Source organism: Campylobacter subantarcticus LMG 24377 (assembly GCF_000816305.1).
Lineage (GTDB): Bacteria > Campylobacterota > Campylobacteria > Campylobacterales > Campylobacteraceae > Campylobacter_D > Campylobacter_D subantarcticus.
Map to the genome: position 1 here is coordinate 1,661,979 of NZ_CP007773.1, position 13,776 is coordinate 1,675,754.

The following is a 13,776-nucleotide window of genomic DNA, read 5'->3' on the forward strand; positions in this document are numbered from 1 at the left end:
GGATTATTGAATAAAATAATCCCCATCAAAACTGATCAATGAATACTTTCTTTCATTACCTATACTTGAAACCAACTCATTGATATCTAAGAAAGTTAAACTATCTGCACCTGTATACTCTCTAACTTCTTCAACATTTTTATTAGCAGAGATTAACTCTTCAAATGTTGGAGTATCAATACCATAAATATCAGGAAATTTGATTTCTGGACATGCTATAGCTAGATGAATTTTTCTTGCCCCTGCTTGTTTTAAAAGAGCAATAATTTTTTTAGAAGTTGTACCTCTTACAACGCTATCATCAATCACTACTATATCTTTACCTTCTAAAACTTTTTTCATAGGATTGAGTTTTAATTTAACTTTTAAATTTCTCATTTCTTGAGTTGGCTCTATAAAGGTTCTTCCTACATAGTGATTTCTAACTATCGCCATTTCAAGCGGGATCTTTAAATACTGTGCAAATCCTATCGCAGCGCTCACGCCACTATCTGGTACAGGCACTACAAAATCCACTTTCTCTTTAAACTTTTTAGCCAAGGCTTCACCCATTTTTTTACGTACTTCATATACGCTTTTACCTTCTATAATACTATCAGGTCTAGCAAAATAAATATACTCAAACGCACAAATTCTCGGATCAACTTGATCAAAAACCTGAATGCTTTCAATTTCATCACTACCTTGAGTAAAAATCAACATTTCGCCTGGTTTTACATCGCGAATAAATTCAGCTTCTATTAAATCAAAAGCGCATGTTTCACTTGCTACAATATACCCTCCATCTTTTAATCTACCTAAAGACAAAGGTCTAACCCCGTAAGGATCTCTTACTACAAAAAGTTGATTTTTACTAGCCAACATAAAGCAATATGCACCTTTACTTTGCACTAAACTTTCTATAAATCTATCTTTTAGAGTTTCTTTTTTACTTTTGGCGATCAAATGTACTACATTTTCTGTGTCCATATTAGAATGAAAAATCGCGCCATTGTCAATGAGCTCTTTTCTTACCGCTTCTTTGTTGATTAAATTTCCATTATGCACCAAAGAAATATCACCCAAAGAACAAGTAGCGGCAACAGGTTGTGCATCATGCAAAGAAGAATTTCCAGCCGTAGAATAACGATTATGCCCAATAGCAATGCTACCTTTGAGCTCTGCTAAAATTTGCGTGTTAAAAATTTGCCCAACCTCGCCTTTAGCTTTATGTGTTTGAATATTTAAACCATCACTTACACTAATCCCACTTGCCTCTTGCCCACGATGTTGCATTGCAAATAAAGCATAATAAGCCACCGTACTTGCGTTTTTTGAATTAATTACTCCAACTACTGCACACATTTAAATTCCTAAACAATCATCTATATCATACAGGCCATTTTCTTGAGAAACTAGCCATTTTGCACATTTTATTGCACCTTTTGCGAAAGTAGCTCGTGATGTTGCGGTATGATTTAATTCTATAAATTCGCCTTCATTATAAAAACCAACCCTATGCGAGCCAACTATATCACCGCCTCTTAAACTCATTACTGCTATCTCATCTTTACTTCTTTGTCCGATGATTCCATCTCTCCCGCTCACTCTGACCTTTTCTAAGTCTAAATTTCTAGCCTTTGCAACACTTTGTGCTAAAGTCATAGCAGTACCACTAGGAGCGTCTTTTTTCTTATTATGATGCATTTCTAGTATTTCTATATCAAAATCTCTTAAGGCTTCGCTTGCTAAATAAGAAAGTTTTTTTAAAATTGCAACACCTAAAGACATGTTGGTAGCATAAAGAATAGGCATAGTAATGCTAGCACTTTGCATCAATTCATTTTGTTTAGCATCTAATCCTGTTGTGCCTATTACCAAAGGCTTGGGATTGCTTCTTGCATATAAAAGCAAATCCTCACAACCTTTTGAGGTAGAAAAGTCAATTATCACATCACATTTTGCGAAAAAATCCTCATAACTTGAGCCTTGATCAAACAAGGCACTTAACTTTGCAAACTCATCGCCTTCTAAACAAAGCCTTATTTGTGTACCCATACGCCCACTACTTCCATGAATTCCGATATTTATCATTTAAAATCTACCTTTTTAGAATTTGGAAAATTGTAGCGTTTATTTATTTAAAAGCAAATAACACTTTTGATTAATCATCCCATTTTTGACCTAGAAAATTTCCATTCCTATCAAAAAACATTTCCATATTATTACTAAGTTTGATTTCATATCCAAAATCTTCCCAATCTACATCAACGATAAACGCACCTGGAAAAGAACTTTGAATTTTATCCATGATAGGTTTAGATAGACCATAATAATTTTGCGCATAAGGATATGCTTGTTGCATAGGCTCTTGATAATATTGCGCGTTAGGTTGATTTTGCATTGTATTTGCACTTAAGAAAGTAGCCAAAGTAGCACTTATGATTAATATTTTTTTCATTTTAGATTCTCCTTATATTTTTTGTAGGAGAATCTTAGTTAGTTTATGTGAAATTTATGTGAAGACTAATGTAAACTTTCAATATAAGCTAAAGCACTAAGTGCTGCAACTGCACCATCACCTGCGGCACATATCACTTGCTTAGGAGCATCTTTTCTCAAATCTCCTGCTGCGAACAATCCTGCAATATTAGTTTGCATTTTAAGATCCACATTTACTTGTCCACCTTCTTCCATTGCACATAAAAATTCACCATTATCTTGCTTTAAAATTTCATTTCTTACATTTAAACCCACAAAGGTGAAAATTCCAGGCACATCAAGTTCTCTTTTGCTGCCGTCTTTCATTCCTATTTTGATCTTATTAACGCCCATATTATCACCACAAACCTCATCTACTACTGCATTGGTGATTAATTCGATCTTATTGTTGTTTTTAACTTTTTCCACAGTAGAAGGAGCAGCTCTAAATTCATCTCTTCTGTGTATTAAATACACTTTTGAGCATATATTTGCTAAATACAATGCTTCTTCTAAAGCGGTATCTCCACCACCTAAAACAGCAACTTCTTTATTTTTATAAAAAAAGCCATCGCATGTTGCACAAGTGCTTACGCCTTTTCCAAAAAATTCGTCTTCGCCTTTAAAACCTGCGCGACATGGTGTAGAACCTGTACACACAATCACAGCTTTTGCTTGCTCGCTTTTTCCACCTTCTAACTTTATAGTAAAGCTGCCATCATCATTTCTACTAACTTGCTCAACTCCTACCATTTCATGTTTCAAACCAAAACGCATACATTGTTCATTCCATGGAGCCATAAAAGAAATTCCATCTAAAACCTGCGCAACACCGGGATAATTTTCAATTTCAGAGCTAGAAGTAATTTGCCCCCCAGGCATACCTTTTTCAAACATAACAACGTTTTTTAATCCACCTCTAGTAGCGTACAAACCAGCACTTAAGCCCGCAGGACCACCACCTATAATAGCTAAGTCTAACATATTATCTTCCTTATAATTTATATTTATAAGTATTATACAAATTTTTCTTTAATTATAAATAATAAAAATTATTAAATAGTAAAAAATGTGAGAAAAAAGCCACAAAAAGTGGCTTGAGATTATAAAAGTGAGTTTAGTTTATCTGCTAATGCTTGTTTTGATTGAGCGCCTACTAGCTGATCTACTACTTCCCCATCTTTAAAGAAAATGATAGTCGGGATAGATCTTACACCAAATTGAGCAGCCAAATCACCTTGCTCATCTGTATTAACTTTGCAAATTTTAGCTTTGCCATCAAAATCATTTGCAAGTTCATCAATAACTGGAGCTAGCATTCTACAAGGTCCACACCATGGAGCCCAAAAGTCTACTAACGCAACACCTTCTTTTGCTTGTGCAAAATTTTCTGCTGTTAAATCGATATATTTTCCCATTTTTTCTCCTTTATTTTTTAAATTCTATTGAATTAGAATAAATATTCTCTTAATAACTAATGTTCTCTAGTAGTTTTATATCATCTTTATACACACAAAGTAAATCTATTTGATAATTCTCATCACTTTTGTGTTTCATAAAGTAATATTGTATTGTTTTTACAAGTTTATGATATTTTTTTGCATCTAGTCGATATGTTACTTCATAATCTCCCTGCGTACTTTTAACCTCAACAAAATGTAAAATTTCATCTTTTTTGGCGATGATATCAACTTCTCCAAATTTAGAATGAAAATTTCTTTGAAGAATTTCAAAACCATATTTTTCTAAATATTCACAAGCTAAATCTTCACCTTTTTTTCCAAAAAGATAGTGCAATAAAGCCATTTAATCTTCAATTCTCATCATAAAAACATCACCTTGGACAAATTCTTGTTCCTGTAATTTTTGGATAAGCACTTGTATATTCTTCTCATAAGTTTGATGAGTAATGAAAAACAAAGTACTATAATCTTGCTTTTCTTTTTTAGGTTTTTGCAAAAAAGTATCGATTGAAATTTGATGTTTGCTCATTAATTGTGTAATTTTTGATAATACCCCTATTTTATCCAACACTTTTAATCTTAAATAGTATCTTGTATAAATTGAATCTTTTTCTAAAAGCTTATAAGAAGTATCATTTAAATATCCAAAAATGGCACTATTTTTTTCTTTTCTTGCTATATCAATTAAATCAGCTATAACAGCACTTGCAGTTGCCTTACCACCTGCCCCTGGACCATAATATAAACTTTCACCCAAAATATCCCCATCAACACTAATAGCATTCATCACCCCGTCAACTTTTGCTAACATTCTATCTTTACTTAACATAGCAGGATGAGATCTTAGTTCTATTTTTCCCTCTTTAATTTTAGCAATACCCAAATGCTTTATAGTGTATTCAAATTCCTTTGCAAAATAAATATCTTCATCACTTACCTTACTAACACCCTCAATCAAGATATCTTCAGGTTTTACTCTTAATCCATAGGCAATATTTGCTAAAATTAAAAGCTTATGTGCAGCATCAAAGCCCTCTATGTCAAAAGCTGGATCAACTTCGGCATATCCTAAATCTTGTGCTTTTTTTAATACTTCTTGAAATTTAGCATTATCTTCGGTCATTTTACTTAAAATATAATTACTTGTACCATTTAAAATGCCTTTAATAGAAACAATATTATTAGCACTTAAACCCTCTTTTAAAATTTTAATGATAGGAATTCCGCCTGCCACACTAGCTTCATAACCAAAAGCCGTGTTTTGTGCTAACTTCTCAAGCTCATAGCGATGATAAGCAAGCAAAGCTTTATTGGCAGTCACAACCGCTTTTTTTCTCTGTAAAATCTTTGAAATTAATTCAAAAGGTAGTTCTATACCACCCATTAATTCTACAAAAACATCAATATCATCACGATTTAAAATTTCATCAATATCATTTACCACAGGAATTAGGGCATTTAGTTTTACACTTCTTGCTAAAGCGACCACCGGAATAATTTCCTCATCACATCTTGCTTTGATTAATTCTTGATTTTTTAATAGTGTTTCAACAACAGCACTTCCAACTGTCCCATAGCCTAAAATTGCGATTTTCATTTTATTCTCTTAAATATTTTTTGATATTTCTAGCAGCCTGACGAATGCGATTTTCATTTTCTATCAAAGCAATTCTAACGTACTCATTACCTGCCTCACCAAAACCAACTCCAGGACTTACTGCTACATTTGCTTTTTGTAAAAGCTGCTTAGAAAATTCCATGCTACCAAGATGAGCCTTACTTTGAGGGAGTTTTGCCCAAACAAACATACTTGCATTAGGCTTTTTTAACTCCCATCCTGCTTGATAAAATGATTCTAGTAAAACTTCTAATCTTTTTGCATAAGTTGCCTTAATCTCTTCAACACAAGTTTGATCTCCATCTAAAGCTACAGTAGCAGCAACTTGTATAGGCGTGTACATACCATAATCAAACCAAGATTTAATCTTTTTCAAAGCCGCAATTAAGCGTTTATTACCCACCACAAAACCTACGCGCCAACCTGCCATGTTGTAAGATTTTGAAAGTGTATAAGTTTCTACTGCTACATCTTTAGCACCTTCAACTTCAAAAATCGAAGGAGTTTTATAAGAGCCAAAAGTTAAGTCCGCATAAGCAATATCAGAAATAATATAAAATCTTTCTTTTTTTGCCATAGTAACCAATCTCTCATAAAAACTTTTTTCTACTGTAACCGTTGTGGGATTATGCGGAAAATTTACCACTACATATTTTGGACGCGGAATGCTTTCATGTAGTGTTTTTTGTAAATTTTCAAAAAAAGTATTTTCGTTTAATTCGTAATTTTCATTAAAATCAAAATTCATAGTTGCTACATTACCACCTGCTATGATAAAAGCTTGAGTATGTATAGGATAAGCAGGTGTAGGTACAATAGCTACATCCCCTGGGTTAATCACCGCTCTTGCTAAATTTACAAAACCTTCTTTAGAGCCCATCGTTGCAACTACTTCACTTTCAGGATCTAAATCAACATCGTATTTTCTTTTATACCAATTACAAATTGCAAGTCTTAGTTTATAAATTCCGCTCGAAGCAGAATAACCTGAAGTTTTGTCTTTATTTGCACTTTCACAAAGTTTATCTATAATATGTTGGGGAGTTTTACCATCAGGATTTCCCATAGAAAAATCTATTATATCTTCCCCTGCTCTTCTTGCTGCCATTTTAATCGCATTAACTTCAGCAAAAACATAATTTGGAAGTCTTTCTATGGTATTAAAATGAATTTCTTCAAACATCGTCCATCCTTTTTAGCGTCTTAAGTAAATTTTTAAACCCCTTTTTATGTTATCAAGGCTAAACATATCCCCTATAATAACATATTTAGCACCCAATGGTATATTTACATTTACTTCATTTTGCTTATGTGTATTTTCTACACCTTGAATAAAATTTAAGTTTTTGTCCAAAAACTGAATTTTACAAAACCAAGAATCAAGATTATGCGCACTAAGCTCCATACTTTTTGCACCTTGCAAATCAATAATATATTCTCTTAAAGGTTTGCTTAATTGAGTAATAGTATTTAATGGAATTTGAGTATTAACTTTAGGCTTTGCTTTTGAAAAATCTAGCTCATATTCATAATTTAACTCTGAAATTTTAGAAATGTCTTTAATAAAAACAGAACTTCCCAACAAAGCTTTATAAAAAACTCCCGGATCAAGCATATATTGAGAATTTACAGCCAATTTATAAGTAATATAATTTTCTCTTAAAATTAACTCAGTTGATATAAAATATACATAGCCCAACTCGTTTAAAGTATCATTAATCGTTTTAAAAAATAAAACAGAATCAGCTTGAGCTTTAAAACTAAAAGTTAGGGTTTTTGGCTCATTTAGTATAAAATTTGCCAAAGAATTAGTTTTTAAAATTTGGGAGATGGTATAAATATCTACATTTCCACACTCATCTTTATAATCATTTCTTGCAAACAAAAGCTCTAATTTTGCATCCTTAGAATTATCATTAACAATATGCTTAGCAACTTCTAAAGCACTTAATGCAAAAGCATTAAGAGTAAAAAAAATGGAAAATATTAAAATTCTTACCATATTTTTCCTCTATTTTCTTTTTTAAATTCAGTTTTTGTAATTTGTTTAATTTTACCATCTTTAATCATTAAAAATTTAGACATACCATTTTTTAACTCTAAAGTATTATTATTCTCGTCATTTAAACTAAAAGCAGCATGACCTGTAGTAATTAACATATCTTTATCTAAAGGTAAAACATAATCATTTTTGATAGTTAAAGAACTCTTTCTAAAAGTTTTTAAATCCACTATACCAAGCCAAAGTTCTGCACTTGGTTTTATAATACTTTCATTGAGCAAAATGGTATTTTCTTCAGGCATATTTAAACTAGCATTATCTTCTAATGTTTCTTCTATAGTGTTATTGCCCCCATCCATTGACTCTAAAATGGTTGCATTTGTTTCATTATTTTCTATAACATCACTAGCAAAAAAATCAAGAACTGGGGTTTCATTTTCATCAACTTTTTCTTCTAAAACAACCTGTTCTTGATTTAATACACCAGTAGTATTTTCATCTAGCACAGAACTTTGGAAAAATCTTGAAACACCCCAAGCTAAAGCCACTATCAAAAGTACTACTACTATAATCACAATATACCATACACTCGAGCTTTCTTTGGTATATGAGTTCATTCTAGGTAAAATATGCACATGATTTTTTTTCTCAATACCATTTTCTTCTAAATAAACATGATATTCTTCTAAAAAATTAGAAAAGTCAAGTTCATATTCTCTTTGTAAAATTTTAATAAAACCATTTACATTAAAGCGAGATAAAGACTTAAAATCTTTTTTAATGATATATTCAAGACAAGCTATCTCTATTTGTGTTTTTTTTTGAACTTCTAATAAATTTAAATCTTCTAATTTTTTCCAACTATCCATTTTTCATCCTATCGCAAAGTATTGCAAATGCTGCACTTACATTTAAACTATCAAAATCATTATGCATTTTTATACCTACGCATTCATCACATTTTTTAAGTACCTTTGGTGCTATACCAAAACCTTCACTTCCCATAATTAAAACTTTTTTTTCTTTAGTCTTGATAGTATGTATATCACTACCCCCACTTGCACTAGCATAGATATAAAAGCCTTTTTGTTTTAACTCATTTATCATACTTAAAACATCATCATTTAAAACTATCTTCATATCCAACGCTGCACCACTACTTGTACGAATAACTCCATCCATAGCCACATTTTTAGCTGCCAAAACAATCCCATTAACACCCAAAGCATAAGCGCTACGCACGATAGCACCTATATTTCCAACATCGCTAATATTATATAAAATAACTATAAAATCTTTTTCTTTTAAATTTTCAAAAGAACTAAATTCAAACTCATCAATCTCCATTAAAAAACCCTGATGATTTCCACCTCTTGCCAAACTTTGTGCGGCTTTAAAATCAAGTTTTTTAATTTTTTTTGAAGTCTTTGCTATTTTTGAAAAATCAGCCTTTTCGCATTCTTTTGCTAAATAAATTTCTTTAATTTTTTCTTTGTGCTTTTCTAAGATATAAAAAAACACTTGCTTACCATAAACTATCATTTTTAAATAATAACCAAATTCAACTTAAAAGCAGTTTTTGATAATTTTCTTTTGGAGATTTTGCATTGATTTTTGATAGAAGTTTTGCCTTTGTTTTTAAAGGCAAATCAAGTTCATAAATATCTTGCTCACACAAGATATTTTGATGAAATTGCTTTTCTTTGGCATTTACCACCACACACCATTCACCGCGCAAATCCATTGTTTTTATTTTTTTTAAAATCTCTAAAACACCTGCTCTAAATTTAGTTTCAAATTTCTTTGTTGCTTCTTTTATGATAAAAATTTCTCTTAAAGGATCAATTTTACTAATTTCTTCTACCAAATTAAGTATTCTAGTGGGTGCTTCATAAACTATACTAGGATAAGGGTTAAGCATTAAATTTTCAATATCTTTTTGTCTTTGAGGATTTTTATTGGCCAAAAAACCCATAAAAATAAATTCTTTTTTACAAAACGCACTTGAAACTAATGCAAGCAAAGCAGCATTTGATCCTGCTAAGACTTCATAGTCAATATTGTTTTTAATAGCATATTCGATTAAAAACTGCCCTGGATCGCTAATACCTGGCATACCTGCATCACTCAAATATGCAATATCTTGTTCAAAAAAAATCTCATCTATTTTTGCTAAAAAATCTTTTTCATTATGAGTATGTAAAGCTATATATTTATCAGGCTTTATTTCTAAATTAAATTTTTCATTAAGAAGATGAATTAAAGATTTGCAAACTCTTGTATCTTCACATAAAAAGAGCTTGCATTTTTGTAAAATTTCTAAAGAATGAAAAGAAATATCGTTTAAATTTCCTATGGGCGTAGGAATAAAATATAACATTATTGCATTGCGTATTTTTTCTTAAATTTCTCTACACGACCCGCAGCATCTACGATTTTTTCACTACCTGTAAAAAATGGATGGCAACTTGAGCAAATATCAACTTTAATTTCTGATTTATTTGACTTAGTAGTAAAAGAATTTCCACAAGCACAACTAACTTTGCATTCTACATACTCTGGGTGAATTTCTTTTTTCATTGTTTATCCTTTTTCAAAACATTAAGGCATAATTATATAAATTATTATATAAAAAATAGCTAAATTTAAGCGTGTTTTTAAATTATGAATTTTGAAGCAACCCCTATTAAAGCTGTTTGTGCTTTAAGTATAAAATCAGCATGTAGTTTTGCTTTTTTTACATCCCCATCTCTTTCATTTTGCGAAAATCCACCTTCAGCACCTATTAAAAATACATGCTTACTAGGTTCAAAACTCATCAAATCTTCACCTTCAAAGTCTATCAAAACAATATTTTCATAAACTTGTTGAATTTTTTTAAAATCATCAAAAATTTCAAGCTCCATTAAAGAAGCACGACCGCATTGTTGTGATGACTCTATAAGAATTTTTTCCATTCTTTTAAAATCTAACTTAAAATTTTTTTGTGAATAATCCATATACACAAAAGAAAGCTTTGCCACTCCAAGTTCATTTAAAAAAGGCAAAGTTTTTTCTATAATTTTTGGATCAATCACTGCTAAGGCTAAGTGTAAATATGTTTTTAATTTTTGTTTTTCTTCTTTTTTATCAAGTAAATTTAATACGCAAGAGCATCTAGAAAGCTCTATGCATTCATAAGTATAAGCAAAAAAATCTTTTAAATTTTTTAATATGATTTTATCGCCTACTTTAATTCTTCGAGCCTTTAAGTGTAAAAAAGCTTCATTTTCTAGCTCTAAATTTAAAATACCGCTTTGTGGGTGATATAAAAATCGCATTAAAAATAAAACCTTTGAAGCAAATAAGGCACAAAAAGTAAAAATATACCCAAACACAGAATAAAAAAGCTTAAAAATCTAAATTTAGTATAACGCTTAAACAATCTTGCTTTTTTAAATAAAACAAATTGATAAATAGCCAAAGCAAAAATCAAAATCCAACAAAACCACATAGAAAGTATATAAAGATTTAGCTCAAAATGCTTTAAAGCCCAAAGCAAACTTCCTGTAAAAAGTGTAATTGCTAAAAATAAATAATAAATTGGTAAAAATAGGCGAATTCTTTTTATAAAAATAAACTCTTGCGAAAAACTACTTTGAGTTAAATATAAATAAAACAACATTAAAAAGCCATTTGCATATAAACTATACACATGCAATGCTAAAAAAAACTCATAACCTTGATCCATCACTGTCCTTGTGTGCTATTTTCATCTTTGATATCATCATCTACAGGTATAGGAAGTGTTTCATCGTCTATAATGACATTAGAATCACTTTGCTCAATTTGAACTTGTTCGGTTTGTACTTCTTTTTTTGTGGTTGTATTTTCTTGGTTTGAGCAAGCTATAAAAAGCAATAATGGCACAATTAATAAAACCTTTTTCATCATACCTCCTTTTGATTAACAAAAACAAAATTTGAATCTTGAAGTTTTTTAAAAAAATCTTTATCTTTCCATTCATCAATTATAGCTTGTGAAAATTCAATATCCGCTAGATTGATCTTTGATAAAAACTCACTATAAGCATCTTCTCTAAAACCTTGCGCATAACCTGTTCTTGTTTCGTGCACAATAATACTTTTTAAACTAACACCTTGCTCACCATTAACCATCTTAGTTTTTAAAAGCAAGGTATCAATCAGTACAAAAAATATGCGTACAAAATTTTCTGCACTGACATTCACAGGTAAACTTACCCATCTTTGAGAGTGTTTTTTCATATCTTCTAAATAAGCTTTGTCATCATCTTGGTATAAAGTAATAGCATGATCAAAACTATCGATAATTTGCTTAATTTCATCTTTTAGCAAACCAAAATCATACACCATTCCAGCATTATCAAGATATTGGCTTTCAAGTAAAATTTCTACCTTGTAAGAATGTCCATGTATACTCGTTTTACATCGTTTGGAGCTACAAAATCTAACAATATGAGCATTTTCAAATTCAAACATTTTTCTAATAATCATACGCCTTCTTTATCTCCCCAAATTCTAATATGCATTCTATCAGAATAATTATATCCATTTTTTATACAAAATTCAGCAACACTTAAGGCATTTTTAGAAATTTCTAATCCATTTGCACCCATAGGCATGCAAAAAACTTCATTTTTGCAAATTTGTAAGATTTCTTTGATTTCTTCTAGGGCTTTATTCTCCTCTAAAAAATCCCTATCTAAAACAAATTTATAAAAGCTATCTCTAGGATATTTTTTAAAAGCTCTTAAAGCTTTTTCATTAATTCTTTTTTCCTTTTTTACTCCGCTATTACTTAACTTTACCCCTAAAGCAAAATAACATTTTTTATACAGTGGATATTTTTCAAAATCAATTTCAATACTTGCATTGGTTTCAAAATGTACTTTAAAATCGTTTTCTAAAAGCAAATTAACAAAACACAAAAATTCTGGTTTTTGATAATTCAACAAAGGTTCTCCGCCCGTAATGACAACTATAGCTTGGTGTGAATTTGCGAGTTTTACAACCTCATCAAAAAGTTCTTTTGTTTTATATGATTGATAACAAGCTTTAAATTCTTGAGTAAAAACCGCTCTAATGGTATCGCACCCTAAAAGTATTTTAGAGTTTTGCTCTTTTTTCACCCCAAAGCCAATACAGTTAAAATTACACCCAGCAAATCTAACAAAAACAGCCAAATTTCCGCTATATTTTCCCTCACCTTGCAAGCTTAAAAAAGTTTCGACAACTTCCATTATCCACCTGTTTGATAAAAAGCTCTTGTTGAACTTTGATTGTTTTCGTTTTCAGCCCATCTGTTTTTTTCTGATTTGTTTTTTATCACCGTTTTTAAAACCTCGCATGCTCCTGCTATGTCTTTATTGCGTATAGCTTTTTTAATGCTTAAGGCCTCATCGTAATACAAACAAGGTATCAAAAGACCTTCAGCAGAAAGTCTTATACGGTTACAACTATCGCAAAAATCATGACTATGTGGATCAATAATACCAAACTCATACCCATCTTCAAGCTCATAAATACTCGCAGGTGCATTTGGACTTTTTTGTCCTTGTTTAAAAGAATATTTTTGAGCAATAATATTTAAAATTTCTGCTGATTTTAAGCCTTTTAAATCTCCATAAGCATGATAATTTTCCATAAATTCTATAAAGCGAATTTGGCTTTTGCACACTTTAGCAAATTCTAAAAGATCAATAAATTCACTATCGTTAATCCCCTTAAGCGCTACAGTATTAAATTTAATCTTAAAGCCTAATTCTAAAGCCTCATTAATACCATTTAACACATCTTTAAGTATATTTTTTTGAGCTAATTTAAAAGCTATTTCTTCTTTTAAGGTATCTAGTGAGATATTAACTCTTTTTAAACCTGCTTGTCTTAAATCTTTTGCTTGTTGTTTTAATAAAGAAGCATTAGTAGTAAGTGCTAAGTCTATATCTTGTTTATACTCACTAATCATAGCAATAAATTTATACAAATCTTTTCTTACTAAAGGCTCACCACCTGTAATGCGAATTTTTTTAACCCCTTCATCAATGCAAACTTTAACAAACATAAAAAGTTCTTCAAATGATAAAAGGTTTTCTTTGGAACTCCATTCAAATGGAGTTTTTGGCATACAATAAAGGCAGCGAAAATTACATCTTTGTGTTACTGAAATTCTTAAATAATCAATCACTCTTCCATAGCTATCTACTAACATCAAAG

The 13,776-nt window shown here is 30.6% G+C and carries 19 protein-coding genes; all 19 read right to left on the reverse strand.

All coding sequences use genetic code 11. The features are described from left to right. Positions 1-3: 3 nt before the first annotated feature. Positions 4-1,344, reverse strand: coding sequence for an amidophosphoribosyltransferase (purF, locus tag CSUB8523_RS08500; protein WP_043020217.1), 1,341 nt, complete (start codon positions 1,342-1,344; stop codon positions 4-6). Continuing rightward, positions 1,345-2,073 (reverse strand): 4-hydroxy-tetrahydrodipicolinate reductase, encoded by a 729-nt coding sequence (gene dapB, locus CSUB8523_RS08505; RefSeq protein WP_039664577.1) that lies wholly within the window; start codon positions 2,071-2,073, stop codon positions 1,345-1,347. A gap of 70 nt (positions 2,074-2,143) precedes the next feature. After that, positions 2,144-2,383 (reverse strand): PepSY-like domain-containing protein, encoded by a 240-nt coding sequence (locus CSUB8523_RS08510; RefSeq protein WP_392389816.1) that lies wholly within the window; start codon positions 2,381-2,383, stop codon positions 2,144-2,146. A gap of 122 nt (positions 2,384-2,505) precedes the next feature. Continuing rightward, the gene (trxB, locus tag CSUB8523_RS08515) at positions 2,506-3,444 is read right to left on the reverse strand and encodes a thioredoxin-disulfide reductase (RefSeq protein ID WP_043020218.1); all 939 of its coding nucleotides are present in this window, start codon (positions 3,442-3,444) and stop codon (positions 2,506-2,508) included. Positions 3,445-3,563: 119 nt separating this feature from the next. Beyond that, on the reverse strand, positions 3,564-3,878 hold the full coding sequence (trxA, locus tag CSUB8523_RS08520) for a thioredoxin (RefSeq protein WP_039664580.1): 315 nt from the start codon (positions 3,876-3,878) through the stop codon (positions 3,564-3,566). 49 nt (positions 3,879-3,927) lie between these two features. Continuing rightward, positions 3,928-4,266, reverse strand: coding sequence for a YraN family protein (locus CSUB8523_RS08525; RefSeq protein WP_039664581.1), 339 nt, complete (start codon positions 4,264-4,266; stop codon positions 3,928-3,930). Next, positions 4,267-5,520, reverse strand: a complete 1,254-nt coding sequence (locus tag CSUB8523_RS08530) for a homoserine dehydrogenase (protein WP_039664582.1) — start codon at positions 5,518-5,520, stop codon at positions 4,267-4,269. Between the two features lies 1 nt (position 5,521). Then, positions 5,522-6,724: an LL-diaminopimelate aminotransferase gene (locus CSUB8523_RS08535; RefSeq protein ID WP_043020219.1), complete on the reverse strand. Its 1,203-nt coding sequence runs from the start codon at positions 6,722-6,724 to the stop codon at positions 5,522-5,524. Between the two features lie 12 nt (positions 6,725-6,736). Next, positions 6,737-7,543, reverse strand: a complete 807-nt coding sequence (locus tag CSUB8523_RS08540) for a hypothetical protein (protein WP_043020220.1) — start codon at positions 7,541-7,543, stop codon at positions 6,737-6,739. Next, positions 7,537-8,412: a hypothetical protein gene (locus tag CSUB8523_RS08545; RefSeq protein ID WP_043020221.1), complete on the reverse strand. Its 876-nt coding sequence runs from the start codon at positions 8,410-8,412 to the stop codon at positions 7,537-7,539. Before CSUB8523_RS08545 ends, CSUB8523_RS08540 begins: the two co-directional genes overlap by 7 nt. Further along, positions 8,405-9,085: a 23S rRNA (guanosine(2251)-2'-O)-methyltransferase RlmB gene (gene rlmB, locus CSUB8523_RS08550; RefSeq protein ID WP_039664586.1), complete on the reverse strand. Its 681-nt coding sequence runs from the start codon at positions 9,083-9,085 to the stop codon at positions 8,405-8,407. The genes CSUB8523_RS08545 and rlmB overlap by 8 nt, the downstream gene beginning before the upstream one ends. A gap of 19 nt (positions 9,086-9,104) precedes the next feature. Then, complete coding sequence (rsmI, locus tag CSUB8523_RS08555) at positions 9,105-9,923, reverse strand: 16S rRNA (cytidine(1402)-2'-O)-methyltransferase (RefSeq protein WP_039664587.1); 819 nt, start codon at positions 9,921-9,923, stop codon at positions 9,105-9,107. Further along, positions 9,923-10,123, reverse strand: a complete 201-nt coding sequence (rpmE, locus tag CSUB8523_RS08560; protein WP_039664588.1) for a 50S ribosomal protein L31 — start codon at positions 10,121-10,123, stop codon at positions 9,923-9,925. Before rpmE ends, rsmI begins: the two co-directional genes overlap by 1 nt. A gap of 77 nt (positions 10,124-10,200) precedes the next feature. Continuing rightward, positions 10,201-10,863, reverse strand: coding sequence for a 16S rRNA (uracil(1498)-N(3))-methyltransferase (locus CSUB8523_RS08565; protein WP_039664589.1), 663 nt, complete (start codon positions 10,861-10,863; stop codon positions 10,201-10,203). Further along, on the reverse strand, positions 10,863-11,273 hold the full coding sequence (locus tag CSUB8523_RS08570) for a hypothetical protein (protein WP_039664590.1): 411 nt from the start codon (positions 11,271-11,273) through the stop codon (positions 10,863-10,865). The genes CSUB8523_RS08565 and CSUB8523_RS08570 overlap by 1 nt, the downstream gene beginning before the upstream one ends. Beyond that, complete coding sequence (locus tag CSUB8523_RS08575) at positions 11,273-11,473, reverse strand: hypothetical protein (RefSeq protein WP_039664591.1); 201 nt, start codon at positions 11,471-11,473, stop codon at positions 11,273-11,275. Before CSUB8523_RS08575 ends, CSUB8523_RS08570 begins: the two co-directional genes overlap by 1 nt. Continuing rightward, positions 11,473-12,057, reverse strand: a complete 585-nt coding sequence (locus CSUB8523_RS08580; protein WP_039664592.1) for a 6-pyruvoyl trahydropterin synthase family protein — start codon at positions 12,055-12,057, stop codon at positions 11,473-11,475. Before CSUB8523_RS08580 ends, CSUB8523_RS08575 begins: the two co-directional genes overlap by 1 nt. Further along, positions 12,054-12,803, reverse strand: coding sequence for a 7-carboxy-7-deazaguanine synthase QueE (locus CSUB8523_RS08585; RefSeq protein ID WP_043020222.1), 750 nt, complete (start codon positions 12,801-12,803; stop codon positions 12,054-12,056). Before CSUB8523_RS08585 ends, CSUB8523_RS08580 begins: the two co-directional genes overlap by 4 nt. Continuing rightward, positions 12,803-13,771, reverse strand: a complete 969-nt coding sequence (gene moaA / locus CSUB8523_RS08590) for a GTP 3',8-cyclase MoaA (protein ID WP_043020223.1) — start codon at positions 13,769-13,771, stop codon at positions 12,803-12,805. Before moaA ends, CSUB8523_RS08585 begins: the two co-directional genes overlap by 1 nt. Positions 13,772-13,776 lie beyond the last annotated feature (5 nt).

Excerpts from the sequence above, each read along its gene's own strand:
- purF (WP_043020217.1), bottom strand. The coding sequence starts at position 1,344 with ATGTGTGCAGTAGTTGGAGTAATTAATTCAAAAAACGCAAGTACGGTG.
- dapB (WP_039664577.1), bottom strand. The coding sequence starts at position 2,073 with ATGATAAATATCGGAATTCATGGAAGTAGTGGGCGTATGGGTACACAA.
- CSUB8523_RS08510 (WP_392389816.1), bottom strand. The coding sequence starts at position 2,383 with ATGCAAAATCAACCTAACGCGCAATATTATCAAGAGCCTATGCAACAA.
- trxB (WP_043020218.1), bottom strand. The coding sequence starts at position 3,444 with ATGTTAGACTTAGCTATTATAGGTGGTGGTCCTGCGGGCTTAAGTGCT.
- trxA (WP_039664580.1), bottom strand. The coding sequence starts at position 3,878 with ATGGGAAAATATATCGATTTAACAGCAGAAAATTTTGCACAAGCAAAA.
- CSUB8523_RS08525 (WP_039664581.1), bottom strand. The coding sequence starts at position 4,266 with ATGGCTTTATTGCACTATCTTTTTGGAAAAAAAGGTGAAGATTTAGCT.
- CSUB8523_RS08530 (WP_039664582.1), bottom strand. The coding sequence starts at position 5,520 with ATGAAAATCGCAATTTTAGGCTATGGGACAGTTGGAAGTGCTGTTGTT.
- CSUB8523_RS08535 (WP_043020219.1), bottom strand. The coding sequence starts at position 6,724 with ATGTTTGAAGAAATTCATTTTAATACCATAGAAAGACTTCCAAATTAT.
- CSUB8523_RS08540 (WP_043020220.1), bottom strand. The coding sequence starts at position 7,543 with ATGGTAAGAATTTTAATATTTTCCATTTTTTTTACTCTTAATGCTTTT.
- CSUB8523_RS08545 (WP_043020221.1), bottom strand. The coding sequence starts at position 8,412 with ATGGATAGTTGGAAAAAATTAGAAGATTTAAATTTATTAGAAGTTCAA.
- rlmB (WP_039664586.1), bottom strand. The coding sequence starts at position 9,085 with ATGATAGTTTATGGTAAGCAAGTGTTTTTTTATATCTTAGAAAAGCAC.
- rsmI (WP_039664587.1), bottom strand. The coding sequence starts at position 9,923 with ATGTTATATTTTATTCCTACGCCCATAGGAAATTTAAACGATATTTCT.
- rpmE (WP_039664588.1), bottom strand. The coding sequence starts at position 10,123 with ATGAAAAAAGAAATTCACCCAGAGTATGTAGAATGCAAAGTTAGTTGT.
- CSUB8523_RS08565 (WP_039664589.1), bottom strand. The coding sequence starts at position 10,863 with ATGCGATTTTTATATCACCCACAAAGCGGTATTTTAAATTTAGAGCTA.
- CSUB8523_RS08570 (WP_039664590.1), bottom strand. The coding sequence starts at position 11,273 with ATGGATCAAGGTTATGAGTTTTTTTTAGCATTGCATGTGTATAGTTTA.
- CSUB8523_RS08575 (WP_039664591.1), bottom strand. The coding sequence starts at position 11,473 with ATGAAAAAGGTTTTATTAATTGTGCCATTATTGCTTTTTATAGCTTGC.
- CSUB8523_RS08580 (WP_039664592.1), bottom strand. The coding sequence starts at position 12,057 with ATGATTATTAGAAAAATGTTTGAATTTGAAAATGCTCATATTGTTAGA.
- CSUB8523_RS08585 (WP_043020222.1), bottom strand. The coding sequence starts at position 12,803 with ATGGAAGTTGTCGAAACTTTTTTAAGCTTGCAAGGTGAGGGAAAATAT.
- moaA (WP_043020223.1), bottom strand. The coding sequence starts at position 13,771 with ATGTTAGTAGATAGCTATGGAAGAGTGATTGATTATTTAAGAATTTCA.